Raw genomic sequence first — 25,074 nt, forward strand, 5'->3', positions numbered from 1 at the left:
TTTCAGAGAATTGATGAAAATCAGCTCTTGTTCATCGCGCCCATGACGGCGCCGACAATACCAGTCAGAACACCGCCACCGACAGCACCGCCGATAGCATCGCCCAACAGGCCGCTCAGCGCACCGGCATCGCCGCCCATGCCGGAAAGCAGAGCACCACCGCCAACGCCGCCGATGATGCCACTCAGTATCTTGGCGCCGTGACCCATCGCAGCCTTCTTGACGACTGAGCCGATTGCCTCACCGCCAAGAATGCCAGTCACAGCCTGCACGATAATGGGAAGTAGAGCTTCCATGTCCGGTCCCTCTCAAAGAGCCGACCTCCAGGGGCCGGCCCGCCCATGAAAGCGCGATTCCGGCCCATGTCAAATAAGAGGCTGTGAATATTTGATGAAGTAACCTGCGGTTGCGACGGTTTACTGGGCCGCCACAGACAGTTTCGGGCGCACTTCGTTGGCGTAGTCATTCATCAGCAAACGCGTGATTTCGCCCACTTCGAAGCGGTAAGGGCCGATCTCGGAGACAGGTGTGACCTCGGCAGCGGTACCGCACAGGAAACACTGTTCAAAACCTTCCAGCTCTTCCGGCATGATCGCGCGCTCGACCACTTCGATGCCGCGGTGGCGGGCAAGATCGATCACCGTGCGGCGGGTGATTCCATCGAGGAAGCAGTCAGGTGTCGGCGTGTGCAGAACACCATCCCTGACGAAGAAGATGTTGGCGCCCGTCGCCTCAGCGACCTGACCGCGCCAGTCGAGCATCATGGCGTCGGCATAGCCCTTTGCCTCGGCCGCATGCTTGGAGAGCGTGCAGATCATGTATAGACCGGCAGCCTTGGACCGGGACGGCGCGGTGCGCGGGTCGGGCCGGCGATATTCGGCCATGTCGAGGCGGATGCCCTTCAGGCGCTGTTCCGGGTCGAAATAGCTCGGCCACTGCCAGATGGCGATGGCGAGGTTGATGCGGTTGTTCTGCGCCGAAACACCCATCATCTCGCTGCCGCGCCAGGCGATCGGCCGCACATAGGCATCGGCAAAGCCCTGGCGCGCCAGAAGCTCACGGCATGCATCGTCGATTTCCTGCACCGACCACGGGATGGTGAAGCCCAGAATGCGGGCGGATTCATGCAGGCGTTCGGTATGTTCGGTGAGCTTGAAGATCTCGCCGCCATAAGCACGCTCGCCCTCGAACACGGCGCTGGCATAGTGCAGGCCATGGGACAATACGTGAATCTTCGCATCTGCCCATTTGACGAATTCACCATTGAGCCAGATAAAGCCCTCGAGCTGATCAAAAGGAACCGCTGCCATGTAACCTCTCCCGCCGGTCCGTTTCCGTGGGACCGGGCAAACCGAAAATACCGCCCGTGGGCGACGCCTTCAATCGTCACAGCCTATGCGTTACCAAAAGGAATTTGAAGGATGTTCCGAAAAATGACCTTCAGAGTACCTTTTCGTTCGTGCCGGGACGAAAACATTGTCAAAAATTACCACGCCTTGAAATTATGTCAATAAGGCTGACATAATTTCTTTGTCAATCGACCGAAACGACCGGAAGCAGCCCAAGAGCATGACCGACGCCGACCCGATCAAAACCCCGCTGACACTCGACGATGGTGTAGATTTCGCCATCATCGAGCACCTGTTCTTCGCCTACAGGGATTTCACTGCCGATCCGGACGCCATCCTTGACGAATATGGTTTTGGACGGGCGCATCATCGGGTTCTGCATTTCGTCAACCGACTGCCGGGGCTGACCGTGGCGGAACTGCTGGAGGTCCTGAGGATCACCAAGCAGAGCCTGGCGCGCGTCTTGAAACAGCTCATCGACGATGGGTATATCGTGCAGGTTCCAGGGCCACGCGACCGCCGCCAGCGCGAACTCTACCCGACACAGAAAGGCCGCGACCTGGCGCTGGCGCTGGCGCTGCCACAGTCCCGCCGCATCCGTGCGGCACTTGAAGAGGCGGAACCGGGCGACAGTGCCGCGGTGGAGCGTTTTTTGCGCGCCATGGTGAACCCGGAACTGCGCGCCCAGATGGACAAACTGCCCAACGGACGCTCTAAGTAGAAGATGCATGGCACATCGGGCACATCGGTTGAGGAGATCGTCACAATGAGCGAAACCGGCAATCTCGAGACGGACCGCGCTGTCCTGAGCGATGATGCGCCGCATTTGCTGGTGGTGGACGACGACACGCGCATTCGCAGCCTGCTCAACCGCTTCCTGCGTGAAAACGGCTTCCGCGTGACCATTGCCGGCAACGCTGCCGAGGCGCGCCGCAAGCTGGTGGGCCTCGATTTCGACCTCGTCGTGCTCGATGTGATGATGCCGGGAGAAGACGGCGTATCGCTGACCAGATCTCTGCGCGAGGAAAAGGACACGCCGATCCTGATGCTGACGGCGCTCTCGGAAACCGACAGCCGCGTCACCGGGCTGGAAGCCGGCGCTGACGATTATCTCCCAAAACCGTTCGATCCACGCGAACTGGTGCTGCGCATCAACAGCATTCTGCGCCGCAGCACGCCACAGTCCACGCCAAAGGTGGAGCAGGTGGTGTTCGGCCCCTACGCCTTCCAGATCGCCAAGCGCGAACTGAAGCACAGCGGCAAGCTGGTGAAGCTGACCGACCGGGAACGCGAGATCATGGTTATCTTCGCCGAACGGGCCGGCGAGACCGTGCCGCGGCACGAACTGGTGGGCGAGGACTCGGAAGTGGGCGAGCGCACCATCGACGTGCAGATCAATCGCCTGCGCCGCAAGATCGAGCGCGACCCGTCCAACCCGGTCTACCTGCAGACCGTGCGCGGCATCGGCTACCGGCTGAGCGTCGAGTAACCCGCGGCGTCAGACGGCAAGAGACTGGTAGTTCGCAATGTCGGCCCGGATGCCGAGGCGGTCCATCATCTCGTGGCGGTCAAAACCGGTTTCCGAGTGCATGCGCGCGACGGCCTCGCCCGCGCGCGCGATCGCTTCGGGCCCTTCCCACTCGACCATGGTGACGAAATTGAACTCGCCCGGCCCCGATGCCTGTTCGAGAATGACGTCGCCCAGGAAACCCGCCTGCTGGCGCAGGAGGGCGTGCGTGGCGGAAACGCGCTCGAGAAACTCTTCGCGGGCCGGCGCCGGTACGGCAAATTTATCGACCCGGTAGATAGCATTGGCGGAAGGCGCGGTTTGCGGGCGTGCGGACATGGTGTCTCCTTGAAGGACGGATGGAACGGTGATGCGGCGCACTGTCGAAGTTCAAGTTGACTTTAAGTCAAGAGGTCTTTCGCTGCGGTCGGTGCTTTTTCCGGCCTGCACGCGGCGTCGCGTTGACCGCATGTTTGCAGCGCACGGAAAAGCTGTTTCCTCTTGCGCCTCCAATGCATAGGATCAGACCGGATTGCAGTTCGGGAATGGATGCCCGCAAGGGCGAATGGCGGAATTGAACATCAGCTCAGATCAGAAGACGCCGGCCGGGAAGATCACGCCATTGACGCGCTTCAGACAGGCATTCGGCGCGATGCGCAGACCGTGGCGACGGTTCTGGCGCATCGTCTCGCGCTACATGCCCAAACAGCTCTATGCGCGTTCCCTCATCATCGTGATCGCGCCGATGCTGCTTTTGCAGTCGGTCATTGCCTTCGTTTTCATGGAACGCCACTGGCAGACGGTCACGCAGCGGCTGAGCCAGGCGGTCACGCGCGACATCTCCGCCATCATCGACATGATCGAGACCTATCCGGGCAATGACGGCTATGCGCAGGTGATCCGCATCGCCCAGGAGCGGCTGGCGCTGAAGATCGACCTTCTGCCGCCCGACCCCCTGCCCGCGCCCGGCCCGAAACCGTTTTTCTCCATCCTCGACCAGACGCTCGGCGAGGAGATCACCCGACAGATCAACCGGCCCTTCTGGCTCGACACGGTGGGCAATTCGAACATCATCGAGATCCGCATTCAGCTCGAAAATCAGGTGCTGCGTGTCTTTGCCAGACGCAGCCAGGCCTATGCTTCCAACACGCATATTTTCCTTCTGTGGATGGTCGGTACATCGCTCGTGCTCATCGCCATCGCGGTCGCGTTTCTGCGCAACCAGATCCGCCCCATCCTGCAACTGGCCGCCGCCGCCGACAGTTTCGGCAAGGGGCGACCGACACCGAGCGATTTCCGGCCGCGCGGCGCGGAGGAAATCCGCCGCGCCGGCAGCGCCTTCCTCTTGATGCGCGAAAGGATCGAGCGCCAGATCGAGCAGAGAACGGCCATGCTGACCGGCGTGAGCCACGATCTGCGGACCATCCTGACGCGCTTCAAGCTGCAGCTTGCCGTGGCCGGCAGCAAGGAAGACATCGAAGCGCTCAACCAGGATATCGAGGACATGCGCTCGATGCTGGAAGGGTATCTGGCTTTCGCCCGCGGCGAGGCGGCGGAAGACCCCGGCGCGTTCGATCTGGCCGCCTTCTTCGACCGCGCCGTGGAGGAAGCGGGCCTGCGCGACTGCACGCTGAAGGTCGAGACCGTGGGCAGCACGCACCTGCACGCACGGCCCAATGCCTTCAGCCGGCTTCTGAACAATGTGATCGGCAATGCATTCCGCTACGCCTCCAATGTGGAAATCACCGCGCGCAACACCAATGGAACGCTGACCATCACCGTGGACGATGACGGGCCCGGCATTCCCGCCGACATGCGTGAGGACGTGTTCAAGCCCTTCGTGCGGCTCGATGAAGCGCGCAACCAGGACGAAAGCGGCACGGGGCTCGGCCTTTCCATCGCCCGCGACATCGCCCGCAGCCATGGCGGCGACGTGACGCTGGACGACAGCCCGCTTGGCGGACTTCGGGCGGTGATCCGGGTGCCGTCTTAATTCGGACCAGATGCGTCAGCGCACGGCCGGGCGTGGTGGATGATCGAGTTCAAAGACCAGCGTCTGCACATCATTGGCATCAACACGGATGCGTCGGGCGCGGATCATGAACACAATGGTCTCGCCGCGCCCCGCCAGTTCGACGAAATCGCCCTTGCGGGCCCATTCACCAAGGCTGAGACGGTCGAGCTGCGCCTCGAGTCCGGCAAGCCCGGCCTTGCGGCGCGCGGCACTGGTCAATTCGATAATCGTCTTCAAGCGCACGTCTCCTGCTGTCGATAACCCTGCGGAAGGAAGGCCATGCCCTTGATCTTTCGCCCGCGACAGAATGCACGTTATCCTTTCGTCTAACACACTGAGTCGCGACCGGGCTACAGACGCATGATTTCCCCGGCCGCTCATCGCAAGGAGGGGGCTCATGACCTCACGCTACGCAAAAATCGCCATGACACTGGCACTCGCTGCCTTCGCGTTCATGGTGACGTTCAACAACATCACCGACTACGGCTCGAACTTCGCCTTCGTGCAGCACGTGTTCAGCATGGACACGACATTCCCCGGCAATTCAGCCATGTATCGCGCCATCACCACGCCAGCGCTGTGGCATGCCGGATACTGGCTGATCATCGCCGGCGAAGGCCTCACTTTCGTGCTCCTGCTGCTCGGCGGCCTCAGAATGCTCGGTGCGCGCAGCGCTTCGGCTGCAGAGTTCCATGCATCCAAGAAGCTGATGGTCGCCGGGGCGACAATCGGTTTTCTTGTCTGGTTCTTCGGCTTCATGGTCGTCGGCGGCGAATGGTTCCTGATGTGGCAGTCCGACACATGGAACGGCCAGGACGCGGCCTTCAAGTTCTACATGGCAATCATCGGCGTCCTGATCTTCGTCAACCAGCGCGACGACGAAGTCGCCTGACGGACAGCGATGCTCACGGCAACATGCCATTGCGGGGCCGTGCGGATGGAGACATCCGCGCGGCCCTTGTGGTTGACCGACTGCAACTGCTCGCTCTGCCGCAGGCTCGGTGCGCTCTGGCTTCACTGCGATCCTGCCGAAGTGACCTTCCTGTGCGGCGAAGACGACACCGTCGCCTATGTGCAGGGCGACAGGACGCTTGCAATCCACCATTGCCCCACCTGCGGGTGCACGACGCACTGGCGCCCGACCGGTGAAGGCAACCGCATGGCCATCAATGCACGGCTGATGGAGCCGGGTGCGATCGCCGGCCTGCGCATTCGCCGTTTCGATGGTGCGGACAAATTTGATTATCTGGATTGAGACACGGACGACCGAATTTATACAACCCGGATCAGGTCTGCTGAGTTTGTTTACAGCGCCGTGCGTCTTAAAAGACGCGCAAAGGACGCTGTAACACTTTCAAATGATGCATGTTCGTTGTCTTTCAAATGTCTTCATTTGAAAGCGACATGCATTAGTGAAGGCGGCTGCCGTTTGGCACTTTCCCGTCGCATCCGGCCAGAACGATGGCGCCATTTTCGTCTGAAAACCCCATAACGAGAATCTCGGACATGAACTTGCCGATCTGGCGTGGCGGGAAATTCACCACCGCCACCACCTGCCGTCCGACGAGAGTCTCCGGCGTGTAATGGACGGTGATCTGCGCTGACGATTTCTTGATTCCGATCTCCGGACCGAAATCGACCTTAAGCTTGATGGCAGGCTTGCGGGCTTCCGGATAAGGCTCTGCCTCGATGACGGTGCCGATACGGATATCCACCTTCAGGAAATCGTCAAAGGTGATTTCCGGGGCCATTTCCGATGACATGCCCGCTCCCCTGCTTGCGACCTAAGCGTTGCCGTAGGTCTCAAACAGCACGCTGTTCAGCGCTTCCTGCGCCGTGCTGCCCGACCAGATGACATACTGGAAAGCCTGATAATAGCATTCGCAGGCTTCCAGAGCGCTGTTCAGCATGGTCTCGACCTGCTGGCCCGTTGGCTCGACGCCACCGGCAAGAACGAGCGCCTGGCGGAACATCACCACATTCTCGCGCTCCCAGAGATCGAAATGGCCGAACAGCATCTGTTCGTTGATGAGCGAAAGGAGCCGCATGACTTCCAGAGTACGCTTCGCGGGCACCTTCAGGTCAAAGGCGCAGGCAACATGCAGCGCCTCGAATTCCTCCATCCAGGAGAAGGACACGTTGTAGTCGGTCCATGTGCCGGCCACGGCGATGGCGATCTCGTCGTCGCCATTGCGCTCGAAGCTCCAGTCATTGGTGTGCGCGACATGCTCGATGACATCGACGGGATGCGCATCACGGGTCATGTCGAGTTCAAGAAGGCTCATTAATCTGCTTTCCCGTATCTGGAGGCGCCGCAACACCCCGCAAGAATCCACAGCGGAAATGCTCTTCCGCAAGACGTTTCAAACCTGAAACACAGTGTGGAGCGACAACGACAACGCATGGAACTAACGCGGGCCCGCCCCTGCCCGACTGCATGACCAGTTACGAATCACGCTGTAAATTCAGTGTATTGATGCAGAGTCGCGTGACCAGACCTTTTTTGCCGAAAGGCCAAGGGGTGTGTGGATAGAAACACCGCGCGGCATCGGGCGGCGCGGCGTAAGCGACTCTCGAACAAGGATTTTTCGACGCCATACACAGGCGCCGGTAATAAAAAATTATTTTTTCGTCCGGGTGGATGACGCCGGTTTCGAATCAGATTTCGCAGCTTTTGCGGCACCGCCTTCTGAAAGTTTTGCTTCCAGCGCTTCGATGCGGGCGGTGAGCGCCGCATTTTCCTCGCGTGCCTTGAGCGCCATCTCGCGCACCATCTCGAACTCTTCGCGCTGGACGACGTCCATCGAGTTGAGGATGCGTTCGGCCTGTGCCTGAAAGGCCGTCTCCACCTCACGGCGCACGCCCTGGGCCGCGCCTGCGGCATCGGTCATCAGCTTGGCGAACTCGTCGAGGATTCGGTTGCTTCCGTTGGTCATGGCGCGCCTTTCAGGTTGATCCATTTGAGGTAGTGGGCTCGCGCGCCGAATGCAAGGTCATTTGCTGTCGCAGCGCCATCAGGAATCACGCCTACAGCGTGCCACCGGCAAGCACCCAGATGCCGAGCGCAATCAGAACGCCCCCGGCCACGCGCGACACCGGCCAGCGCGGCGGCAGCAGCTTTTCGGCTAGCACGAAGATCGCGATGGCGGCGATCCAGAGAACGTTCATCACACCGCCAACGAAGAGAAGCGCCATCAGTGCCCAGCAACAGCCGATGCAATAAAGCCCGTGGCGGAAGCCAAGCGCCAGCGCGCCTGCCGGCTCGCGCCGGAAGCCGCCATGGGCATGGACAAAGGCAAGCGGCGCCTGGCAATGGCTGAGACAGGCATCCTTCTGCGGGGTCCACTGGAACAGACCGGCCGCAATGAGCACCAGCCCGCTAAAAAGTACGCTCGCGCTCGCCATCATGGGTGTGAGCAGAAGCGCTCGCTCCAGCGCCCACTGGCCCAGCGTGGCAATGAAGGAGAATGCGGTCCAGGCAAGAAGATAGCCACTGGCAAAGAAGCCGGTCGCCGCAAGCGGCCTGCCCTTTTCTTCGGCGGCACGACCAACACGCGCATAGATGAGGATCATGGGCGCTGTGGATGGCGTCATCATCCCGACCATCATCACCGCCCACATGACGAACATAAAGGCGAAATAGGTGAGGTTCCACGGATGCAGCCCCATCACCATCCCCTCGCCCACCGGCGCAGCAGCCTGCATGGACGTCTTCATCCCGTCGCCAGCGGGCATTGCCATGTCCATGGAATCGACCAGCCACAGGATATAGAGCCAGGAAACAACCGTCAGCGCGGCAAGGGCCGCGCCGACAATCAGGCGGTCGCGCCGCAGAGTGCTTTCCAGTGCGGTGGCAGCCATGCCTTGCCCTCCTGGAACGATCGGCTCAGTGCACGACGCCCTCGCCGGTCATGTGAACCTTCGAGAAATGAGCGTGCGAGTCCGGTATCGACAGGGCAATCGGCCCCTGCGTATCCGCCCAGCCACGTCCCACCTCGCAGATATCATATTCAAACCCACTCGGCAGATTGATGCGCGCATGATGCGGCTGGCCGCTGACAGGATTGATGATCGGCTCGCCACGTGCCTTGATCCAGCCGGGCACATTCAACGTCGCCGATCGGCCGGTCACATCGACCTCAGAATCGATCTTTGCGAAAACCGGGTCATGCACTTTCTCATAGGTGGTAGAAAAAACCTGGAAGAAGGTCGCGCCGGGTTCCGTGTCCTCACCGCTCATGATCCGCAGCATTGCTGCGCGCTGCTTTTCATCGGCACGTTCATCGATGATGGGAACGACGCTGCCATGGCCTTCGTGAATGGCGCCCGGCCATGACACAATCATGGCCATGCTCAGGCCGTCGAGTTTGACGCCGCCATGCTGGCCTTCATCGATATGCACCACCCCGACAGCGTGACAGCCTCCATGCGTGGGCCGGGCATTGAACTGGCATGGACATCCATACGCGCAGTTGCAGTGAATAAATTCACGTCCCCTGATCATCCACTTGGTATCGGTCATCATTACCTCCCGGGTTGATACTGCTCCTTTTCGAGAAATCATGTTGCCGAGACTGAAGACCACAATTCTACGCTTCCGCTGGCGAAGTAGCGACTAGACTGAAAGCCGTAGGGTCAGGACCCATTAATATGACCACAATGGCGATCGATAGACCAAGAGATGCAAGGAAAAGCCTGCAGAGCGGGGTCCTTCCCCCGGTCAAGGGGTTTGACGCAGCAGGTCGCCGGTCTATCGAACGTCCTTCGGATCGGCCTGATTTGCACGGCCTACTTTGTCGCAAGACCTTGAAAGACATGAAGTCTTCCTGCGGCCTTGCTTCGCGTATCCGCACAAATCAAGCCGACCATTGCGGCCATATTAATGGGTCCTGACCCTAGCGCCTTCTCCAGATTGAAGATGGGAAACCGCGGCACAGCGCGCCTTGACCTCGCCCCGATGCTCCGCAATACCTGCCGCGTCTGAGTTCCACGCGCCCGGAGGCCCGATTGACCGACTATCTGATGACGCCCCTGGCCGCCCTGCCCTTTCCCAACATAGACCCGGTGGCGCTGCAGGTCGGACCGCTTGCCATCCACTGGTACGGGCTTGGCTATGTGGTCGGCATACTCCTTGGCTGGTGGTATGCGCGCCGGCTGGTTTCGAACGAGCGCCTGTGGGCAGGCGGCAAGCCGGCGATGACGGTCACGGATCTCGACGATTTCGTTCTCTGGGCCGCGATCGGCATCGTCGCCGGCGGACGCATCGGCTATATTCTCTTCTACGACCTCCCCCGCTACATCGCTAACCCGCTCGACATTCTCGCCGTGTGGGAGGGTGGCATGTCGTTCCATGGCGGGCTGCTCGGCGTCACGCTCGCCATGCTGCTCTTCGCCCGAAAGCGCGGCATCAATGCCTGGAGCCTGTTCGATACGGTCTCGGCGGTGGTGCCGATCGGTCTCGGTCTGGTGCGTGTGGCCAACTTCGTGAACTCGGAACTCTGGGGCCGGGTGACGGACGTGCCCTGGGCCTTTGTCTTTCCCAATGGCGGGCCGGAGCCGCGCCATCCCAGTCAGCTTTATGAAGCAGCGCTCGAGGGGCTGGTGCTTTTCGTGGTGCTGCGCCTTCTCACCCATAAGGGGCTGAAGCTAAAAATGCCTGGCTTCGTGGCCGGCGCGTTCGTGTGCGGCTACGGCCTGTCGCGCATCGTGGTCGAGTTCTTCCGCGAGCCTGATGCGCATATCGGCTATCTGGCCGGCGGGTGGCTGACCATGGGGATGGTGCTTTCGCTGCCCATGGTGCTTGTGGGTGTGTGGGCGATGCTGAGGGCGCGGGCCGCAGCCCGATGAAAACACTGAAGGATCGCATCAGGGCGCAGATCGAAACGGCGGGGCCGATGAGCATCGCCGACTATATGGCGCTTTGCCTTTTCGATCCCGAAGAGGGCTATTACACGACGCGCGAGCCCTTCGGTGCCGAAGGCGATTTCACCACCGCGCCGGAGATCAGCCAGATGTTCGGCGAATTGTGCGCCATCTGGCTCTACACGGCGTGGCAGGCGAGCGGCGCACCGAAAACGCCTGTTGTGGCCGAGATTGGCCCCGGACGCGGAACGCTGATGAAGGACATGCTCCGGACATGGGCCAAAATCGACCCGGCGTTCGGAAAGCAGATGCGGCTTTTCATGATCGAAGCGAGCCCGCGGCTGAGCGACGTGCAGCGTAAGACGCTTGGGCTTCCGGAAGGTGAAGTGGCATGGATCGCCGATCTGGACGCTTTGCCGGAAGGGCCACTCTTCATCATTGGCAATGAGCTGTTCGACGCCATCCCCATCCGGCAATATGTGAAGATCGGAAATGCCTGGCGCGAACGCGTGGTTGGCCTCGATGCGGAAGAACGGCTTGCGTTCATGGCAGGCGCCGGCTCTGCGGACCCCGCTCTTTTACCGCCGGCTGCAAATAACGCGCCCGAGGGGGCGATCGTGGAACTCGCGCCCGCTCGCAATGCCCTGATGGCCCGCTTCGCCGAACGCATCGGCAGAGAGGGCGGCGCCGGGCTTTTCATCGATTATGGCTATGCGACACCGGCCACCGGCGACACGCTGCAGGCGATGCGCGGCCACGCCTATCAGGACGTGCTGAAGGAGCCCGGCAAGGCCGACCTGACGGCGCATGTGGATTTCTCCGCTTTGGCGGGTGCGGCAAAGGAGCAGGGTCTGGCCGCCGAACTGATGAGCCAGGGTGACTTCCTCATCGGGCTCGGCCTTCTGGAGCGTGCCGGACGACTGGGCGCCGGCAGGAACGCCACCGAGCAGCAGGCCATTCGCAACGATGTGGAGCGCCTCGCCGGCCCCGACCAGATGGGAACATTGTTCAAGGTATTGGCCGTGACGCCATCCACAGTGGCGGTTCCGCCATTCGTCTCAGCGCATTGACTTGATTTCGCCCCTGCCCCACCATCCCGCCGCTTGAGAACATCTGAAAAGGCGGCGCATGCTTGACACGACGAGGCCGGAACCCCTGCGGTCCCCGCTACTGGACCGTGAGCGGGAGAATGGTGTGAAGCATGGCTTCTTCACCCGAGCGGGCGGCGTTTCGACGGGGCTCTATGAAGGGCTTAATGTGGGCTATGGCTCGGGCGACGACCGCGAGACGGTGACCGAGAACAGAAGGCGCGTGGCCGAATGGCTGGGCGTCGACGCAAACCATCTTCTGACGGTTCACCAGGTGCACTCGCCCCATGCCGTCATTGTCGATGAACCTTTTGCAGGAGAGCGACCCGAGGCCGACGCGCTGGTGACCAACCGGCCGGGGCTGGCGATTGGCGCGCTTGCTGCCGATTGCGGGCCCATTCTGCTCGCCGATGGCAAGGCGCGGGTGATCGCAGCCGCCCATGCCGGCTGGAAAGGCGCGCTGACCGGCATTCTGGAAAACACCATCGCGGCGATGGAACTGCTGGGCGCCGAGCGGGAAAACATCACCGCCGTGCTGGGTCCCTCCATAAGCCAGGAAAACTATGAGGTCGGGCCGGAATTCGTGGAGCGTTTCGTCAACCACAATCCGGCAAACCGGGACTGGTTCCGCCCGTCGCCCAAGGCCGGGCATGCGCTTTTCGATCTCAATGGATACACGGTGGCGCGGCTGACGGCAGCCGGCGTCCATGCCGTGCAGATCGGGCGCTGCACCTATGAAGAAGAAGAGCATTTCTACTCCTATCGCCGCGCCACGCATCGCGGTGAACGGGACTACGGACGCCAGATTTCAGCGATCATCCTGGAGGACATTTGATGGCGCTTCATTTTGACCAGGCAGAATTCGATTCCCGGCGCGATCGCCTCGTCATCGAAATGGCCGAGCGCAAGCTCGACGCCATGCTGCTTTTCGCGCAGGAGAGCATGTACTGGCTGACGGGTTACGACACGTTCGGCTTCTGCTTCTTCCAGTGCCTTGTCGTGAAAGCCGATGGCTCGATGGTGCTTTTGACACGCTCGGCCGATCTGCGTCAGGCGCGGCACACCTCCACCATCGAAAACATCGTCCTGTGGACAGACAGGCACGACGCCAACCCGGCCGTCGACCTGCGCAATCTGCTTAACGATCTCGACCTGCTGGGTGCCAGGATCGGTGTCGAATACGACACACATGGCCTGACGGGCCGCAGCACCCGCCTGCTTGATGAACAGTTGCAGACATTTGGCAAGATCGAGGACGCGTCAGACCTCGTCAGCCGGCTGCGGCTGTTCAAGAGCGAGGCGGAGATCAAGAAAGTGAAACGCGCCGCAAAGCTCGGTGACGAAGCGCTGGATGCAGCTCTGCCGCTGATCAAACAGGGCGGCGACGAGGCCGCGATTCTGGCCGCCATGCAGGGTGCGGTGTTTGCCGGCGGCGGCGACTATCCGGCCAATGAATTCATCATCGGTTCGGGCGAGGACGCGCTTCTGTGCCGCTACAAGGCGGGCCGGCGCAAGCTCAACAAGAACGACCAGATCACGCTCGAATGGGCCGGCGTCTATCACCACTACCACGCTGCGATGATGCAGACCGTGCTGACGGGCAAGGTCTCCAAGCGGCATCAGGAGCTTTTCGACGCGGCACGCGATGCGCTGACCGCGGTGCAGAAGACGATGACACCGGGCAACACGTTCGGCGACGTGTTCGACGCGCATGCGCGGGTGATGGAGACGCATGGCCTGACCAAGCACCGGCTGAACGCCTGCGGCTATTCGCTGGGCGCGCGGTTCTCGCCGTCCTGGATGGATCCACAGATGTTTTATGCCGGCAATGAAGAGCCCATCGCGCCGGGCATGACGCTGTTCGCGCACATGATCATCATGGATTCCGACACGGGCAGCGCCATGTGCCTCGGCCGCACCTATCTGACCACCGAAGACGACCCCGAGCCGCTTTCGCGCTACGGGCTGGACCTTATAACGAGGTGAAGGCAATATGCCGCGCAGGATCGAAGCCATTGAGGGGGGCTGCGGTATTTTTACGAAGCGCGCCATAACGGGCATCGCCATGTTGAGCCTTGCCGGCCTTGCCGGCTGCAACACGGGCTCCATGCTCGACTTGAGCTCTGGGCCGACACCGTCGGGCACCGTGCCCGGTGGGCAGACCGGGCTTCAGCAGCAGCCGACCGAAACCGCCCTCGCCTTACAGACGGACGCGGCGAACGAGACTGCGGCAGCCCCCCTGCAGGCCGTGACCACTAGCGAGCGCATCCAGTTTGCCCCGGTGATCGGCGCGACGGCTGAATCCGTGCCGGCCCTGTCGCGGCGTCTCGAGGCGCGCGCGCGGCAGAGCGGCATCGCGATTGTGCCCCAGGGCGGAAGCGCCTCCATGGTGATGAAAGGCTACTTCTCGGCCATCGCCGATGGCGGCAAAACGACCGTGATTTATGTATGGGACGTGCTCGACCCGTCGGGCAACCGGCTGCACCGCATCCAGGGCCAGCAGGCTGCGCCCGGCGGTCAGGGCGACGGCTGGTCTTCCGTCACCAGCGCCACGATGGAAGCCGTGGCAGACTCGACCATCAGTCAACTGTCCGCATGGCTGGCGCAGCGGCAGGGCTGATTTTTTCGGGATTTCATCGTGATTCTTTCCTCAGGCGCTTGCAATAAAGCCTCACCCCGTTAAAAGCGCGGTCAAGCGTCAAGGCGTTCTCCGAGGACATTCCATGAAGCTCTTTGCGGGCAATTCCAACCGGGTTTTGGCAGAGGCCGTTTCCCGCTATCTCAACATTTCTCTTGGCAAAGCCACCGTGCGACGGTTCGCCGATCAGGAGATATTCGTCGAAATCCAGGAAAATGTGCGCGGCGAGGACGTTTTCGTCCTTCAGTCGACCGCCTATCCGGCCAACGATCACCTGATGGAACTTCTCATCATGATCGATGCCTTCCGGCGCTCTTCGGCCCGACGCATCACTGCGGTGCTGCCCTATTTCGGCTATGCGCGGCAGGACCGGCGCACCTCGGGCCGCACGCCGATCTCGGCCAAGCTGGTGGCCAACCTGATCACCCAGGCAGGCGCCGACCGCGTTCTGACGCTGGACCTTCATGCAGGCCAGATCCAGGGCTTCTTCGACATCCCGACCGATAACCTTTTCGCCGTGCCCGTGATGGCACGCGACGTGAAGGCGAACTATACGCTCTCCAATGTGATGGTGGTTTCGCCGGATGTCGGCGGCGTGGTGCGTGCCCGCTCGCTGGCAAAGCGCATTGATGCGCCGCTTGCCATTGTCGACAAGCGCCGCGACCGGCCGGGCGAATCCGAAGTGATGAACGTGATCGGCGACGTGAGCGGCAAGGATTGCCTGCTGATCGACGACATCGTCGATTCCGGCGGCACGCTTTGCAATGCGGCAGACGCGCTACTGAACAACGGCGCAACCAGTGTGACCGCCTATATCACGCATGGCGTTCTTTCGGGCGGCGCGGCAGCACGCATCTCCGGATCGCGGCTGAAGGAACTGGTGATCACCGATTCCATCCAGCCGAGCTCGGCAGTGGAAGCGGCGGAAAACATCCGCACCATCACCATTTCCGACCTTATCGGCGAAGCAATTTCGCGCACGGCGACAGAAGAATCGGTCTCGAGCCTTTTCGACTGATCGCCTTCCCGCAAGCATGAAAAAGCCGGCCACGCGTGCCGGCTTTTTTTGTTGGCGAAGCCGTCCACTCAGGCAGCGGCGCGCTCCTGCGCAACACCGACCCAGGCAGAGAGCCTGTCGACAAAGCCGGACAGGAAAGCCCTTGTGTCTTCATTGGCGATGTCATTGTTTTCATCGACCAGGCCCGGCTTCATCTGGAGATAGACCTCCGGGCTCGTCATCAGCGTGGCACCGAGGCTGACCATGATCGAGCGCAGGTGAATCTGCGCCGCGATCGCCCCCATCGCGCCCGGGCTGGAACCGACGATCGCGGTCGCTTTGCCGGTCCAGCTATTCTGTCCCCAGGGCCTTGACGCCCAGTCAATCGCGTTCTTGAGAATGGCGGGAATGGAGCGGTTGTGCTCCGGTGTAACAAAGAGAATGCCGTCAGCAGCTGCAACGCTGTCCTTGAGCTTTTGCGCGGATGCCGGGTATTCCGCAACGTCATCGTCGTTGTACATCGGCAAAGCGGTGAGATCGAAATATTCGAACTCCAGGCGTCCATCGGCCAGCTTTTCCAGCGCCTCGGCGAATTTGCGATTGATCGACTCCTTCCGGTTGGAGCCAACGAGAACCAAGATTTTCTTCATTTTTCATTCCTCTGTCCGCCCGGGGTCAAATTCCCGGTGGTATCCTTTGGTAACCGCCCCTATATCTGGCAGAGGAAAACGGGTTGCAAGAAGGCACCTTTATGAAACCACGTCACGGCCACATCTCGGAGAACTGCCGCCCCATCAGCGAAATCCTGTCGCTGATCGGCGACAAGTGGACCTCGCTGATCATAGAGCGGCTCAATGAGGAGCCGTTGCGCTTCAACGAATTGAAGCGGCGCGTGAACGGCATTTCGCAGAAAGTGCTGACAAGTTCGCTGAGGGCACTCGAGCGCGATGGCTTTCTCGAGCGGATCGAACATCCCACCGTTCCCCCGAGCGTCGAATACCGGCTGACCGCCTTTGGCCACGAGCTTGCAGAACCGCTCTCGAAACTGAAGCAATTCGCTCTGAAAAACGCCAACAGGATGGAAGCCGCGCGGGCTGCCTATGACGCGCGTAGCGGCTCCGGCGAAAGCGGGAGCAGGCAACCGCAGCCGATACAGCCGGCGACCATGGTCTGAAAGGGCTTGCGCCCTTGCGCACGCCCCCTGCATCGGCTATAGACCCGCCGTCCGCGTAGACACCCTTGGAGGCAACGCGGACGGAAGTCCGTCCGATCGATTTCGGTATTCAGGCAGTGCTTCATGCACCGCCTGTTTCTCATTCGGAAGGCTTTCACGTTCTCGGGTTTTCCCGAGAGCGCTCCAAAACATGAAAGGATAGGCCATGAGCCATCAGAGCTACGAGCTGAAGGCCGAGGCGCGCGAACGGGTCGGTAAGGGGTCCGCCCGGGCTATTCGGCGCAACGGTAAAGTTCCCGCCGTGATCTACGGCGAGAAGGATGCCCCCATTTCCATCACGCTTCCCTACAAGGAAGTGTCCATGAAGATTTTCGGCGGCGGCTTCCTCACCACGATTGCCACCATCGACGTCGACGGCAAGAAGATCCAGGTCCTTCCGAAGGACTATCAGCTTGATCCCGTCCGCGATTTCGTCATGCATGTGGACTTCCTGCGCATCGGCAAGGGCACGGTCGTTACCGTGAACGTGCCGGTTCACTTCATCAACGAAGAGACCGCTCCGGGCATCAAGCGCGGCGGTGTTCTCAACGTTGTGCGCCACGAGGTCGAGTTCACTTGCCCGGCAACGGCGATCCCCGATTACATCGAGGTCGATCTGGACGGCATGGATATCGGCGATTCCGCTCATATCTCCGCCGTCAAGCTGCCAGCAGGCGTTGAGCCGACCATCACAGACCGCGACTTCACCATCGCAACCATCGCAGCCCCGGCCGGCCTGAAGTCGGAAGAGTCCGAGGCTGAAGAAGGTGCGGAAGAGGAAGCAGAGGTCGAAGAAAAGGAGGGCGAGGGCGAGGAGTAATCCTCCCCTTTCCTGCAAAACCTCATGCTGCTTATTGCAGGGCTCGGCAATCCCGGCCAGCAATACGAACGGCACCGGCACAATGTCGGTTTTATGGCGGCGGACGCGATTGCGCGCCGCCATAGTTTTTCGTCATGGTCAAAAAAGTTCAACGCGCTGGTGGCCGAAGGCCGCCTTGGCGGCGAGAAGGTGCTGCTCATCAAGCCGCAGACCTTCATGAACCTTTCCGGCCAGGCGATCGGCGAAGCCATGCGCTTCTACAAGATCGATCTCGACGATCTGATCGTGTTTTATGACGAACTCGACCTCGCGCCCGGCAAACTGCGCATCAAGACGGGCGGTGGCTCAGGCGGCCACAACGGCATCAAGTCGATCGACGCCCATTGCGGCAAGGATTACCGCCGCGTGCGCATCGGCATTGGGCACCCCGGCGACAAGGCGCGTGTGAACACGCATGTGCTGGGCGATTTCGCCAAGGCGGACCAGACATGGCTTGAACCGATGCTGGACGCCGTTGCAGACAACATCGCAATGCTTGCCGAAGGCGACGAATCGGGCTTCATGAACCGTGTCAGCCTTGCGGTGAAGGGTACCGGCGCAGAGCCGGGCGAAAAACGGGACAGCAAGCCCGCCAAAAAACAGAGCCACATCCGCCAGGCGCGGCAGAAGGGGCCTGCAGCCCCCCTCCCCGAAAGCGGCCCGATGGCGGCCATGCTCAAAAAACTCCTCGGCCAGAAGGAATAGGAAATGGGTTTCAAATGCGGCATCGTCGGTCTGCCCAATGTGGGCAAGTCGACGCTCTTCAACGCGCTCACCAAGACGGCCGCCGCGCAGGCCGCCAACTACCCGTTCTGCACGATCGAGCCCAACACGGGCGAAGTGGCCGTGCCCGACCCGCGCCTGAAGAAGATTGCCGGCGTGACCGGTTCCAAGGAGGTCATCCCGACCCGTATTTCCTTCGTGGACATTGCCGGCCTCGTGCGCGGCGCCTCCAAGGGCGAAGGGCTGGGCAACCAGTTCCTGGCCAATATCCGCGAAGTGGATGCCATTGTGCATGTGCTGCGCTGCTTCGAGGATGACGACATCACCCATGTGGAAGGCCGCATCGACCCGGTGGCGGATGCCGAGACCGTCGAGACGGAGCTGATGCTCGCCGACCTCGAAAGCCTGGAACGGCGCACCCTGCAGATGCAGAAGCGTGCAACCGGCAAAGACAAGGAAGCCCAGACGCTTCTGCCCATGATGGAGCAGGCGCTGGCGCTGCTGCAGGACGGCAAGCCGGTGCGCGTGCTTCTCGACGGCATCGCAGCCGAAGACCTGAAGATCCTGCGCGGCCTGAACCTGCTGACCTCCAAGCCCGTGCTCTATGTTTGCAATGTGGCTGAAGGCGACGCTGCCAAAGGCAATGCCGAGAGCAGGCGTGTGGAAGAAATGGCGAAGGCCCAGGGCGCGATGACGGTGGTGATCTCGGCTGCCATCGAGGCCGAGGTGGCGCAGCTTTCCGACGAGGAGGCAGCCGAATATCTGGAGGCGATGGGGCTGGAAGAGCCTGGCCTCGACCGGCTGATCCGTGCCGGCTACGAACTGCTCGACCTGATCACCTTCTTCACCTCCGGCCCTAAGGAAACCCGGGCATGGACCGTGCAGAAGGGCGCCAAGGCGCCGCAGGCGGCAGGCGTGATCCACACCGATTTCGAACGCGGCTTCATCCGCGCGCAGACCATCGGCTACAATGATTTCGTGACGCTCGGCGGTGAAGTGGCCGCACGCGACGCCGGAAAGGCCCGCGACGAGGGCAAGGAATATGTGGTGACGGACGGCGACGTGATGCTGTTCAAGTTCAACACCTGATCGCCGGGACAGCCGACAGGAAAAACATGGTCTTGACGGCGTGGCGATAGCCGGAAATCTTCGTTCCCGGTTTCAGGGAACGACATCATGATCAAGGTTTACATTGCCGAGAACGGGCGCCTAAAACCCGTCGAGTTGTCGTCAGCCGGGCGAGACGCAGCCGTCTGGGTCGACATGCTCTCGCCCACGGAGGACGAGGAAAGGGCCATCGAAGCATGGCTCGGCATAGCAGTGCCGACACGTGCCGACATGGAAGAGATCGAAATCTCGAGCCGCCTCTACAGCGAGGACGGGGCGCACTACATGACGGCGACCCTGACCGCACGGGCCGATGGCGACCAGCCGCAGATGGGGCCGGTAACCTTCATTCTCAGCCCGGGCGGCACGCTCGTCACGCTTCGCTTTCACGAACCCAGCGCCTTCCAGATCTTTCCGCAGCGCGCCGCGAAGGCCGCACTTGGCTGCGGCAGTGGCGAGGCGGTGCTCATCAACCTTCTGGAAGTCATCACCGACCGGCTGGCCGACATTCTGGAAAGAGCCGGGCGCGAGATTCTGGAGCTCTCGAGGGGCATATTCCATCCCTCCGAGAAAAAGGCTTCCAAACGCGACCGTGATTTTCAAATCATCCTGCGCCGGATCGGCCGCAAGGAAGACCTGATCTCCAAACTGCAGGACAGTCTTCTGACCATGCAGCGTCTTTCCGGCTTCCTGAGTGCAGTTTCGACCCGCAGCAGCAGGGATGGACGGGCGCGGATCAAAACGCTTTCGCGCGACATAGCCTCGCTCGCCGACCATGCGACGGGGCTTTCCCAGAAAATCGGCTTCCTGCTCGATGCGACGCTCGGCATGATCAGCATCGAGCAGAGCGCCATCATCAAGATATTTTCCGTGGTCGCCGTGATCTTCCTTCCGCCGACGCTTGTCGCCTCGGTCTATGGCATGAATTTCAGCATCATGCCGGAACTGCAATGGCCGCTCGGCTATCCCTTCGCCATTGGTCTCATGGTGCTCTCCGCGCTCCTGCCCTTCTGGTATTTCAAACGGCGCGGCTGGCTCTAGAGCATCGGACCGAAAAGTGGAATCCGGTTTTCGGATTATTCCGATGCTCCATCAATAGTTTAGATCGTCCTTTGCGCGTCTTACAAGACGCGCGGCGCTGTAACGTCCAGGTCCAGCAATCTTCTCCATCCGGTGCTTGAAGAATGCACTGCTTGCAGCCATAAGGTTCAAGCCTGAACAGGATTGAACCATGACTGACAAAAAGTGGGCGTTTGAAGACCTTGAGCCCGGAGTGACCATTCCCTTCGGCGAAAAAACCGTTGGCGCCGAAGAGATCAAGGATTTCGCACGCCAGTTCGACGCGCAACCCATGCATCTGGATGAAGAAGCCGGCAAGGCAAGCATTCTTGGCGGCCTATCGGCCTCCGGCTGGCATAGCTGCGCCATCTTCATGCGCATGCTCTATGACGCGTTTTTGGTGGACTCTACCTCGCAGGGCTCTCCAGGCATCACCGAGGCCCGCTGGAGGCGTCCTGTGATCGCCGGCGACACACTGACCGGCCAGACGACCGTGCTGGAACGCCGGGCCCTGAAATCGCGCCCCGGCATCGGCCTGGTGACCTTTCGTCACCTTGTGACCAACCAGCGCGGCGAAACGGTGATGGAAATGGAGAACCCGATCATGTTCAGAATGCGCGAGGCGGAAGACGCCGCATGAATCTCGACCGCTTCCTGCGCCTTGGCGAAACGATCGTGCTGGGCACCCATACCTTCACCGCTGAAGAGATCATCGCCTTCGGGCGCGCATTCGATCCGCAGCCCTTCCACACGGATGCGGAAGCGGCGCGTGACAGCGTTTTCGGCCGCCTGTGCGCCTCCGGCTGGCATACATGCGCCATGTGGATGCGGTACAACCTGATAGGCATCGAACGTGACGCGTTCGGCCCATGGGAGGGCCCGGACGAGAAGCCGGAATTCGGTCCCTCGCCCGGCTTCTCCAATCTGAAATGGCTAAAGCCCGTCTACGAGGGCGACACGATCACCTTCACGCGGGCCGTGACGGGACACCGCCCCCTCGCCTCGCGCCCCGGCTGGCACCTTGTAACGCTCGCTGCCGCAGCGCACAGGGCCGACGGCGAGCCGGTCATGAGCTTCGAGAATGGCGTGCTGATGAAGACCGGCTGAGACGCGCTCAGTCGCCTTCAAAGGCAATCAGCGTGTGAACATCGACACCCAGCGCTTCGAGCTTGGCCCGGCCGCCGAGATCGGGCAGGTCTATCACGAAACAGGCCGCAACGATCTCGGCCCCCATCTGGTTCAGAAGCTTGACCGCACCTTCAGCGGTCCCGCCGGTGGCAATCAAGTCATCGACAAGGATAACCTTCTCGCCCGGCATCACCGCGTCCTTGTGCATCTCCATCTCGTCGATGCCGTATTCGAGGCTGTAGGCCACACGCACCGTGTCGTGCGGGAGCTTGCCTTTCTTGCGGATCGGCACGAAGCCCGACGAGAGCTGGTGCGCGATCGCTCCGCCGAGAATGAAGCCGCGCGCCTCGATGCCGGCGACTTTGTCGACCTTGGCGCCCGCATAGGGGTGAACAAGCTCATCCACCGCCCGGCGAAACGCGCGCGCATTGCCGAGAAGCGTGGTGATATCGCGAAACAGGATACCGGGCTTGGGATAGTCCGGAATGGTGCGGATCGCGGAAAGAAGCGTGTCTTGAAGTGTCTGAGAAGCTGCCATTTGCCCTGCCCCGGTTCAGGTAGTTCTTGCCGCGTTGTGAAGCAAAAGAAAAGGGCGCTGTAAGCGCCCTTCCTGTTTTTCTTGCCTTGCGGGCGCCTTAATGGACGTCCGCCCAGATCTTGCGCTTGGTCAGATACATCAGACCACCGAAGAGCAGCAGGAACACCATGACGACAAAGCCGGTCGACTTGCGGGCTTCCATGTGCGGCTCGGCCGCCCACATGAGGAACGCCGAAACGTCGCGGGCGTACTGGTCCACGGTCTCGGGCGCACCGTCGTCATATGTGACCATGCCCTCCGAAAGCGGCGGCGCCATTGCCAGCGAAGCCGACGAAATGAAATACGGATTGTAGTAGGTCCCTTCCGGAACGTCATGCCCGTGGGAATCTTCCTCGTAACCCGTCAGAAGCGCGTGAATGTAGTCCGGACCGGCTTCGGCGTACTGGGTAAAGATGTCGAAGACGAAGGTCGGGAACCCGCGCTCCACCGCGCGTGCCTTGGCGATCAGCGAAAAGTCCGGAGGAACCGCGCCATTGTTGGATGCGGCCGCCTGCTGCGGATTGGCGAACGGTGCCGGGAAACGGTCAGACGGCTTTGCAGCACGCATGAACATGTCACCGGAATCGTCCGGGCCGTCCTCGACTTCGTATTCGGCAGCGATCGCACGAACCTGGGCTTCGGAATAGCCCAGATCCTCGAGATTGCGGAACGCGACGAGGTTCATCGAATGACAGGCGGCGCAGACCTCGCGATAGATCTTGAAGCCGCGCTGCAGCTGGCCCTTGTCATAGGTGCCGAAAGGGCCGGCGAACGACCAGTCCTGCTCGACCGGCTTCTTGATCGGGTACTCAGCCGCATTGGAGGCGGTAACAGCCGCCAGACCAAGACCGAGCGCGGCCAATCCGTTGAGGATGCTCTTCATTGCGAAAATCCCTTTGCGCATTCTCTCGCTCAGCCCTTTGCCTGTTCAGTGGCCGGTGCGCCGGCTGAAGACTTCTTCTCCAGCACCGCTTCCGTGATGGAATTGGGCAGACGGCGCGGCTTTTCCACCAGGCCGAGAACCGGCATGATCACGATAAAGAAGGCGAAGTAGTAAAGTGTCGCCCCCTGAGCCATCGCCACATAGGTGCCTTCCGCCGGGCGGGAGCCGAGCCAGCCCAGGAAGATAGCGTTCACGACGAAGAGCCAGAAGAACAGCTTGAACCACGGACGGTAGACCGCCGAACGAACCTTCGAGGTATCGAGCCAGGGCACGACGAACAGGACCGCGATTGCGCCGAACATGGCCAGAACACCACCGAGCTTCGAGTCGATCGGACCGATGTTGAAGGTGATCGCACGCAGGATCGCGTAGAACGGCAGGAAGTACCATTCGGGCACGATGTGTGCCGGCGTCTTCAGCGCGTCAGCCTCGATATAGTTGTCGGGGTGACCCAGGAAGTTCGGGATGTAGAAGACAAAGTAGGCGAACAGGGCCAGGAACACGACCATGGCGAACGCGTCCTTGACGGTCGCATAGGGCGTGAAGGCCACGGTATCGGTCTTCTGCTTCACCTCGATGCCGGTCGGGTTGGTCTGACCGGTCACATGCAGCGCCCAGACGTGGAGCACGACAACGCCGGCGATCATGAAGGGCAGAAGATAGTGCAGCGAGAAGAAGCGGTTCAGCGTCGGGTTATCGACCGCGAAGCCGCCAAGCAGAAGCTGCTGGATCCAGTCACCCACCAGAGGAATGGCGGTGAAGAAGCCGGTGATGACCGTCGCACCCCAGAAGCTCATCTGGCCCCACGGAAGCACGTAGCCCATGAAGGCCGTTGCCATCATCAGGAGATAGATGATGCAGCCGAGGATCCAGAGCATCTCGCGCGGTGCCTTGTAGGAACCGTAATAGAGACCGCGGAAGATGTGCACATAGACGGCGATGAAGAACATCGACGCGCCATTGGAGTGCAGGTAACGCAACAGCCAGCCGGAGTTGACGTCGCGCATGATCTTCTCGACCGAGTTGAAGGCCACCTCGGTGTTGGCTGCGTAATGCATGGCCAGCACGATGCCGGTCACGATCTGCGCCACCAGCATCAGCGACAGGATGCCGCCGAACGTGTAGGCGTAGTTGAGGTTGCGTGGCACCGGATAGGCCACGAAAGAATCATAGACCAGACGCGGAAGCGGCAAACGCGCATCCATCCAGCGGCCAATGCCGCTCTTGGGCGTATAGGTCGAATGTCCAGCGCTCATAGAAAATCCCCTCTCGCCGAGCCTTAGCCGACCTGAATGACGGTGTCGGACACGAATTCGAATGTCGGAACCGCAAGGTTTTCCGGAGCCGGGCCTTTGCGGATACGGCCGGCAGTGTCGTAGTGCGAACCGTGGCAAGGGCAGAACCAGCCGCCGAAATCGCCGGCCTGGCCAAGCGGCACACAGCCCAGATGCGTGCAGACGCCGATCATCACCAGCCAGTTTTCCTTGCCCTCGCCCGCAGAACGGTCGATGTCGGTGGCAGGTGCGTCAGCGGCGATGTTGGCATTGCGCGCCACGGGATCCTTCAGATCCTCCAGTGCGACAGCCCGCGCTTCCTCGATTTCCTTATCCGTCCGGTTGCGGATGAACACAGGCCGGCCGCGCCACTTGACGGTCAGGGACATGCCGGGCTCGACGCCGGACACATCGACCTGGATTGACGCCAGCGCGCGGGTGGATGCATCGGGCCGCATCTGGTCGATGAACGGCCATGCAACACCAGCCGCACCGACGGCACCGGCAACGCCTGTTGCGACGTAAAGAAAGTCACGCCTTGTATGTTCGGTCGAATCGGTAGCGCTCACGGGACTGCGATCCTTTCACCTTGAGTCGGCCGGTCGGGACGCCTCATTGCACTTTGAACCCAAGCAAACTCCTGCGCATGACAGGAACTGCCCGGTTCTACCCCCGGCATTTTTCGATGGTTTCTATGCGCCACGCAGGAACTTGTCCAGACGGGGGCGGCCTTACA

32 protein-coding genes are annotated in these 25,074 nt (G+C 61.1%); 18 read left to right on the forward strand and 14 right to left on the reverse strand.

The genetic code is table 11. From position 1 onward, the window contains the following. Window positions 1–20 precede the first annotated feature (20 nt). Complete coding sequence (locus KUG85_RS15845; protein ID WP_007010439.1) at window positions 21–296, reverse strand: hypothetical protein; 276 nt, start codon at window positions 294–296, stop codon at window positions 21–23. Between the two features lie 120 nt (window positions 297–416). Further along, a complete protein-coding gene (locus KUG85_RS15850; RefSeq protein WP_223005973.1) occupies window positions 417–1,310 on the reverse strand; it encodes a branched-chain amino acid aminotransferase in 894 nt (297 codons plus the stop codon). Between the two features lie 259 nt (window positions 1,311–1,569). Here KUG85_RS15850 and KUG85_RS15855 point away from each other — a divergent pair, with 259 nt between their 5' ends. Both KUG85_RS15855 and KUG85_RS15860 read left to right on the forward strand, forming a co-directional pair. Continuing rightward, entirely contained in the window at window positions 1,570–2,070 is a 501-nt protein-coding gene (locus KUG85_RS15855) for a MarR family winged helix-turn-helix transcriptional regulator (protein ID WP_065815439.1), read from the forward strand. 45 nt (window positions 2,071–2,115) lie between these two features. Beyond that, window positions 2,116–2,838 carry a response regulator gene (locus tag KUG85_RS15860; protein WP_223005975.1) on the forward strand — a complete coding sequence of 241 codons (723 nt, stop codon included), beginning with the start codon at window positions 2,116–2,118 and terminating at the stop codon, window positions 2,836–2,838. A gap of 9 nt (window positions 2,839–2,847) precedes the next feature. Here the strand turns inward: KUG85_RS15860 and KUG85_RS15865 are convergent, their stop codons facing one another. Continuing rightward, complete coding sequence (locus tag KUG85_RS15865; protein WP_223005976.1) at window positions 2,848–3,195, reverse strand: antibiotic biosynthesis monooxygenase; 348 nt, start codon at window positions 3,193–3,195, stop codon at window positions 2,848–2,850. A 313-nt stretch (window positions 3,196–3,508) separates the two neighbouring features. On the opposite strand from KUG85_RS15865, the gene KUG85_RS15870 reads away from it, so the two are divergent. Next, on the forward strand, window positions 3,509–4,849 hold the full coding sequence (locus KUG85_RS15870) for a sensor histidine kinase (protein ID WP_065815968.1): 1,341 nt from the start codon (window positions 3,509–3,511) through the stop codon (window positions 4,847–4,849). 15 nt (window positions 4,850–4,864) lie between these two features. Here the strand turns inward: KUG85_RS15870 and KUG85_RS15875 are convergent, their stop codons facing one another. Continuing rightward, window positions 4,865–5,107 (reverse strand): hypothetical protein, encoded by a 243-nt coding sequence (locus KUG85_RS15875; RefSeq protein WP_223005977.1) that lies wholly within the window; start codon window positions 5,105–5,107, stop codon window positions 4,865–4,867. A 160-nt stretch (window positions 5,108–5,267) separates the two neighbouring features. Between KUG85_RS15875 and KUG85_RS15880 the strand changes: the two genes are divergently transcribed. Together KUG85_RS15880 and KUG85_RS15885 are read left to right on the forward strand one after the other, a co-directional pair. Continuing rightward, window positions 5,268–5,762, forward strand: coding sequence for a DUF2165 family protein (locus tag KUG85_RS15880; protein WP_065815443.1), 495 nt, complete (start codon window positions 5,268–5,270; stop codon window positions 5,760–5,762). A gap of 9 nt (window positions 5,763–5,771) precedes the next feature. After that, window positions 5,772–6,125 carry a GFA family protein gene (locus tag KUG85_RS15885; protein WP_223005979.1) on the forward strand — a complete coding sequence of 118 codons (354 nt, stop codon included), beginning with the start codon at window positions 5,772–5,774 and terminating at the stop codon, window positions 6,123–6,125. A gap of 154 nt (window positions 6,126–6,279) precedes the next feature. Here KUG85_RS15885 and KUG85_RS15890 read toward each other — a convergent pair whose 3' ends face one another. The 5 genes from KUG85_RS15890 to KUG85_RS15910 form a co-directional block, all read right to left on the reverse strand. Continuing rightward, window positions 6,280–6,633, reverse strand: a complete 354-nt coding sequence (locus KUG85_RS15890; RefSeq protein WP_210180064.1) for a tRNA-binding protein — start codon at window positions 6,631–6,633, stop codon at window positions 6,280–6,282. A 21-nt stretch (window positions 6,634–6,654) separates the two neighbouring features. Continuing rightward, the gene (locus KUG85_RS15895) at window positions 6,655–7,155 is read right to left on the reverse strand and encodes a type III secretion system chaperone family protein (RefSeq protein ID WP_007009910.1); all 501 of its coding nucleotides are present in this window, start codon (window positions 7,153–7,155) and stop codon (window positions 6,655–6,657) included. 336 nt (window positions 7,156–7,491) lie between these two features. Further along, a complete protein-coding gene (locus tag KUG85_RS15900; RefSeq protein WP_223005980.1) occupies window positions 7,492–7,806 on the reverse strand; it encodes an accessory factor UbiK family protein in 315 nt (104 codons plus the stop codon). 91 nt (window positions 7,807–7,897) lie between these two features. Continuing rightward, the gene (locus KUG85_RS15905) at window positions 7,898–8,731 is read right to left on the reverse strand and encodes a DUF2182 domain-containing protein (protein WP_223005982.1); all 834 of its coding nucleotides are present in this window, start codon (window positions 8,729–8,731) and stop codon (window positions 7,898–7,900) included. A gap of 25 nt (window positions 8,732–8,756) precedes the next feature. After that, entirely contained in the window at window positions 8,757–9,392 is a 636-nt protein-coding gene (locus KUG85_RS15910) for a DUF1326 domain-containing protein (protein WP_223006358.1), read from the reverse strand. Window positions 9,393–9,892: 500 nt separating this feature from the next. On the opposite strand from KUG85_RS15910, the gene lgt reads away from it, so the two are divergent. The 6 genes from lgt to KUG85_RS15940 all read left to right on the forward strand — a co-directional run bounded on the left by lgt (window position 9,893) and on the right by KUG85_RS15940 (window position 15,476). Further along, on the forward strand, window positions 9,893–10,717 hold the full coding sequence (gene lgt / locus KUG85_RS15915; RefSeq protein ID WP_407673704.1) for a prolipoprotein diacylglyceryl transferase: 825 nt from the start codon (window positions 9,893–9,895) through the stop codon (window positions 10,715–10,717). Then, the gene (locus KUG85_RS15920) at window positions 10,714–11,802 is read left to right on the forward strand and encodes a class I SAM-dependent methyltransferase (protein ID WP_223005985.1); all 1,089 of its coding nucleotides are present in this window, start codon (window positions 10,714–10,716) and stop codon (window positions 11,800–11,802) included. Before lgt ends, KUG85_RS15920 begins: the two co-directional genes overlap by 4 nt. A 58-nt stretch (window positions 11,803–11,860) precedes the next feature. Further along, window positions 11,861–12,655, forward strand: coding sequence for a peptidoglycan editing factor PgeF (gene pgeF / locus KUG85_RS15925; protein WP_223005987.1), 795 nt, complete (start codon window positions 11,861–11,863; stop codon window positions 12,653–12,655). Further along, a complete protein-coding gene (locus KUG85_RS15930) occupies window positions 12,655–13,806 on the forward strand; it encodes a M24 family metallopeptidase (RefSeq protein WP_007009904.1) in 1,152 nt (383 codons plus the stop codon). The genes pgeF and KUG85_RS15930 overlap by 1 nt, the downstream gene beginning before the upstream one ends. 7 nt (window positions 13,807–13,813) lie before the next feature. Then, window positions 13,814–14,440 carry a hypothetical protein gene (locus KUG85_RS15935; protein WP_223005988.1) on the forward strand — a complete coding sequence of 209 codons (627 nt, stop codon included), beginning with the start codon at window positions 13,814–13,816 and terminating at the stop codon, window positions 14,438–14,440. A 103-nt stretch (window positions 14,441–14,543) separates the two neighbouring features. Then, window positions 14,544–15,476 (forward strand): ribose-phosphate pyrophosphokinase, encoded by a 933-nt coding sequence (locus KUG85_RS15940; protein ID WP_007009902.1) that lies wholly within the window; start codon window positions 14,544–14,546, stop codon window positions 15,474–15,476. Between the two features lie 68 nt (window positions 15,477–15,544). Here KUG85_RS15940 and KUG85_RS15945 read toward each other — a convergent pair whose 3' ends face one another. Continuing rightward, entirely contained in the window at window positions 15,545–16,105 is a 561-nt protein-coding gene (locus tag KUG85_RS15945; protein ID WP_065815450.1) for an NADPH-dependent FMN reductase, read from the reverse strand. Window positions 16,106–16,206: 101 nt separating this feature from the next. On the opposite strand from KUG85_RS15945, the gene KUG85_RS15950 reads away from it, so the two are divergent. The 7 genes from KUG85_RS15950 to KUG85_RS15980 all read left to right on the forward strand — a co-directional run bounded on the left by KUG85_RS15950 (window position 16,207) and on the right by KUG85_RS15980 (window position 21,523). After that, the gene (locus KUG85_RS15950) at window positions 16,207–16,629 is read left to right on the forward strand and encodes a winged helix-turn-helix transcriptional regulator (RefSeq protein ID WP_223005990.1); all 423 of its coding nucleotides are present in this window, start codon (window positions 16,207–16,209) and stop codon (window positions 16,627–16,629) included. Between the two features lie 205 nt (window positions 16,630–16,834). Further along, on the forward strand, window positions 16,835–17,488 hold the full coding sequence (locus KUG85_RS15955) for a 50S ribosomal protein L25/general stress protein Ctc (RefSeq protein ID WP_223005992.1): 654 nt from the start codon (window positions 16,835–16,837) through the stop codon (window positions 17,486–17,488). 24 nt (window positions 17,489–17,512) lie between these two features. Further along, window positions 17,513–18,232: an aminoacyl-tRNA hydrolase gene (gene pth / locus KUG85_RS15960; protein WP_223005994.1), complete on the forward strand. Its 720-nt coding sequence runs from the start codon at window positions 17,513–17,515 to the stop codon at window positions 18,230–18,232. 3 nt (window positions 18,233–18,235) lie between these two features. Next, window positions 18,236–19,339, forward strand: a complete 1,104-nt coding sequence (gene ychF, locus KUG85_RS15965; protein WP_223005996.1) for a redox-regulated ATPase YchF — start codon at window positions 18,236–18,238, stop codon at window positions 19,337–19,339. An 87-nt stretch (window positions 19,340–19,426) separates the two neighbouring features. Further along, window positions 19,427–20,398, forward strand: a complete 972-nt coding sequence (locus KUG85_RS15970) for a magnesium transporter CorA family protein (RefSeq protein ID WP_223005998.1) — start codon at window positions 19,427–19,429, stop codon at window positions 20,396–20,398. A 190-nt stretch (window positions 20,399–20,588) separates the two neighbouring features. Continuing rightward, window positions 20,589–21,056, forward strand: a complete 468-nt coding sequence (locus KUG85_RS15975; protein WP_065815455.1) for a MaoC family dehydratase — start codon at window positions 20,589–20,591, stop codon at window positions 21,054–21,056. Continuing rightward, the gene (locus KUG85_RS15980; RefSeq protein WP_007009895.1) at window positions 21,053–21,523 is read left to right on the forward strand and encodes a MaoC family dehydratase; all 471 of its coding nucleotides are present in this window, start codon (window positions 21,053–21,055) and stop codon (window positions 21,521–21,523) included. The genes KUG85_RS15975 and KUG85_RS15980 overlap by 4 nt, the downstream gene beginning before the upstream one ends. 7 nt (window positions 21,524–21,530) lie before the next feature. On the opposite strand, the gene KUG85_RS15985 is transcribed toward KUG85_RS15980, so the two are convergent. From KUG85_RS15985 to petA, 4 genes are all read right to left on the reverse strand, one after another. Next, window positions 21,531–22,082 (reverse strand): adenine phosphoribosyltransferase, encoded by a 552-nt coding sequence (locus KUG85_RS15985; RefSeq protein WP_223006000.1) that lies wholly within the window; start codon window positions 22,080–22,082, stop codon window positions 21,531–21,533. A 97-nt stretch (window positions 22,083–22,179) separates the two neighbouring features. Continuing rightward, window positions 22,180–23,004: a cytochrome c1 gene (locus KUG85_RS15990; protein WP_065815972.1), complete on the reverse strand. Its 825-nt coding sequence runs from the start codon at window positions 23,002–23,004 to the stop codon at window positions 22,180–22,182. A gap of 29 nt (window positions 23,005–23,033) precedes the next feature. After that, window positions 23,034–24,320 (reverse strand): cytochrome b, encoded by a 1,287-nt coding sequence (locus KUG85_RS15995; protein ID WP_065815458.1) that lies wholly within the window; start codon window positions 24,318–24,320, stop codon window positions 23,034–23,036. A 23-nt stretch (window positions 24,321–24,343) separates the two neighbouring features. Beyond that, the gene (petA, locus tag KUG85_RS16000) at window positions 24,344–24,907 is read right to left on the reverse strand and encodes a ubiquinol-cytochrome c reductase iron-sulfur subunit (RefSeq protein ID WP_065815459.1); all 564 of its coding nucleotides are present in this window, start codon (window positions 24,905–24,907) and stop codon (window positions 24,344–24,346) included. Window positions 24,908–25,074 lie beyond the last annotated feature (167 nt).

Origin of the sequence: Nitratireductor rhodophyticola (assembly GCF_019891355.1) — a bacterium.
GTDB classification, from domain to species: domain Bacteria; phylum Pseudomonadota; class Alphaproteobacteria; order Rhizobiales; family Rhizobiaceae; genus Nitratireductor; species Nitratireductor rhodophyticola.

Excerpts from the sequence above, each read along its gene's own strand:
- KUG85_RS15845 (WP_007010439.1), bottom strand. The coding sequence starts at position 296 with ATGGAAGCTCTACTTCCCATTATCGTGCAGGCTGTGACTGGCATTCTT.
- KUG85_RS15850 (WP_223005973.1), bottom strand. The coding sequence starts at position 1,310 with ATGGCAGCGGTTCCTTTTGATCAGCTCGAGGGCTTTATCTGGCTCAAT.
- KUG85_RS15855 (WP_065815439.1), top strand. The coding sequence starts at position 1,570 with ATGACCGACGCCGACCCGATCAAAACCCCGCTGACACTCGACGATGGT.
- KUG85_RS15860 (WP_223005975.1), top strand. The coding sequence starts at position 2,116 with ATGAGCGAAACCGGCAATCTCGAGACGGACCGCGCTGTCCTGAGCGAT.
- KUG85_RS15865 (WP_223005976.1), bottom strand. The coding sequence starts at position 3,195 with ATGTCCGCACGCCCGCAAACCGCGCCTTCCGCCAATGCTATCTACCGG.
- KUG85_RS15870 (WP_065815968.1), top strand. The coding sequence starts at position 3,509 with ATGCGCAGACCGTGGCGACGGTTCTGGCGCATCGTCTCGCGCTACATG.
- KUG85_RS15880 (WP_065815443.1), top strand. The coding sequence starts at position 5,268 with ATGACCTCACGCTACGCAAAAATCGCCATGACACTGGCACTCGCTGCC.
- KUG85_RS15885 (WP_223005979.1), top strand. The coding sequence starts at position 5,772 with ATGCTCACGGCAACATGCCATTGCGGGGCCGTGCGGATGGAGACATCC.
- KUG85_RS15890 (WP_210180064.1), bottom strand. The coding sequence starts at position 6,633 with ATGTCATCGGAAATGGCCCCGGAAATCACCTTTGACGATTTCCTGAAG.
- KUG85_RS15895 (WP_007009910.1), bottom strand. The coding sequence starts at position 7,155 with ATGAGCCTTCTTGAACTCGACATGACCCGTGATGCGCATCCCGTCGAT.
- KUG85_RS15900 (WP_223005980.1), bottom strand. The coding sequence starts at position 7,806 with ATGACCAACGGAAGCAACCGAATCCTCGACGAGTTCGCCAAGCTGATG.
- KUG85_RS15905 (WP_223005982.1), bottom strand. The coding sequence starts at position 8,731 with ATGGCTGCCACCGCACTGGAAAGCACTCTGCGGCGCGACCGCCTGATT.
- KUG85_RS15910 (WP_223006358.1), bottom strand. The coding sequence starts at position 9,392 with ATGACCGATACCAAGTGGATGATCAGGGGACGTGAATTTATTCACTGC.
- lgt (WP_407673704.1), top strand. The coding sequence starts at position 9,893 with ATGACGCCCCTGGCCGCCCTGCCCTTTCCCAACATAGACCCGGTGGCG.
- KUG85_RS15920 (WP_223005985.1), top strand. The coding sequence starts at position 10,714 with ATGAAAACACTGAAGGATCGCATCAGGGCGCAGATCGAAACGGCGGGG.
- pgeF (WP_223005987.1), top strand. The coding sequence starts at position 11,861 with ATGCTTGACACGACGAGGCCGGAACCCCTGCGGTCCCCGCTACTGGAC.
- KUG85_RS15930 (WP_007009904.1), top strand. The coding sequence starts at position 12,655 with ATGGCGCTTCATTTTGACCAGGCAGAATTCGATTCCCGGCGCGATCGC.
- KUG85_RS15935 (WP_223005988.1), top strand. The coding sequence starts at position 13,814 with ATGCCGCGCAGGATCGAAGCCATTGAGGGGGGCTGCGGTATTTTTACG.
- KUG85_RS15940 (WP_007009902.1), top strand. The coding sequence starts at position 14,544 with ATGAAGCTCTTTGCGGGCAATTCCAACCGGGTTTTGGCAGAGGCCGTT.
- KUG85_RS15945 (WP_065815450.1), bottom strand. The coding sequence starts at position 16,105 with ATGAAGAAAATCTTGGTTCTCGTTGGCTCCAACCGGAAGGAGTCGATC.
- KUG85_RS15950 (WP_223005990.1), top strand. The coding sequence starts at position 16,207 with ATGAAACCACGTCACGGCCACATCTCGGAGAACTGCCGCCCCATCAGC.
- KUG85_RS15955 (WP_223005992.1), top strand. The coding sequence starts at position 16,835 with ATGAGCCATCAGAGCTACGAGCTGAAGGCCGAGGCGCGCGAACGGGTC.
- pth (WP_223005994.1), top strand. The coding sequence starts at position 17,513 with ATGCTGCTTATTGCAGGGCTCGGCAATCCCGGCCAGCAATACGAACGG.
- ychF (WP_223005996.1), top strand. The coding sequence starts at position 18,236 with ATGGGTTTCAAATGCGGCATCGTCGGTCTGCCCAATGTGGGCAAGTCG.
- KUG85_RS15970 (WP_223005998.1), top strand. The coding sequence starts at position 19,427 with ATGATCAAGGTTTACATTGCCGAGAACGGGCGCCTAAAACCCGTCGAG.
- KUG85_RS15975 (WP_065815455.1), top strand. The coding sequence starts at position 20,589 with ATGACTGACAAAAAGTGGGCGTTTGAAGACCTTGAGCCCGGAGTGACC.
- KUG85_RS15980 (WP_007009895.1), top strand. The coding sequence starts at position 21,053 with ATGAATCTCGACCGCTTCCTGCGCCTTGGCGAAACGATCGTGCTGGGC.
- KUG85_RS15985 (WP_223006000.1), bottom strand. The coding sequence starts at position 22,082 with ATGGCAGCTTCTCAGACACTTCAAGACACGCTTCTTTCCGCGATCCGC.
- KUG85_RS15990 (WP_065815972.1), bottom strand. The coding sequence starts at position 23,004 with ATGAAGAGCATCCTCAACGGATTGGCCGCGCTCGGTCTTGGTCTGGCG.
- KUG85_RS15995 (WP_065815458.1), bottom strand. The coding sequence starts at position 24,320 with ATGAGCGCTGGACATTCGACCTATACGCCCAAGAGCGGCATTGGCCGC.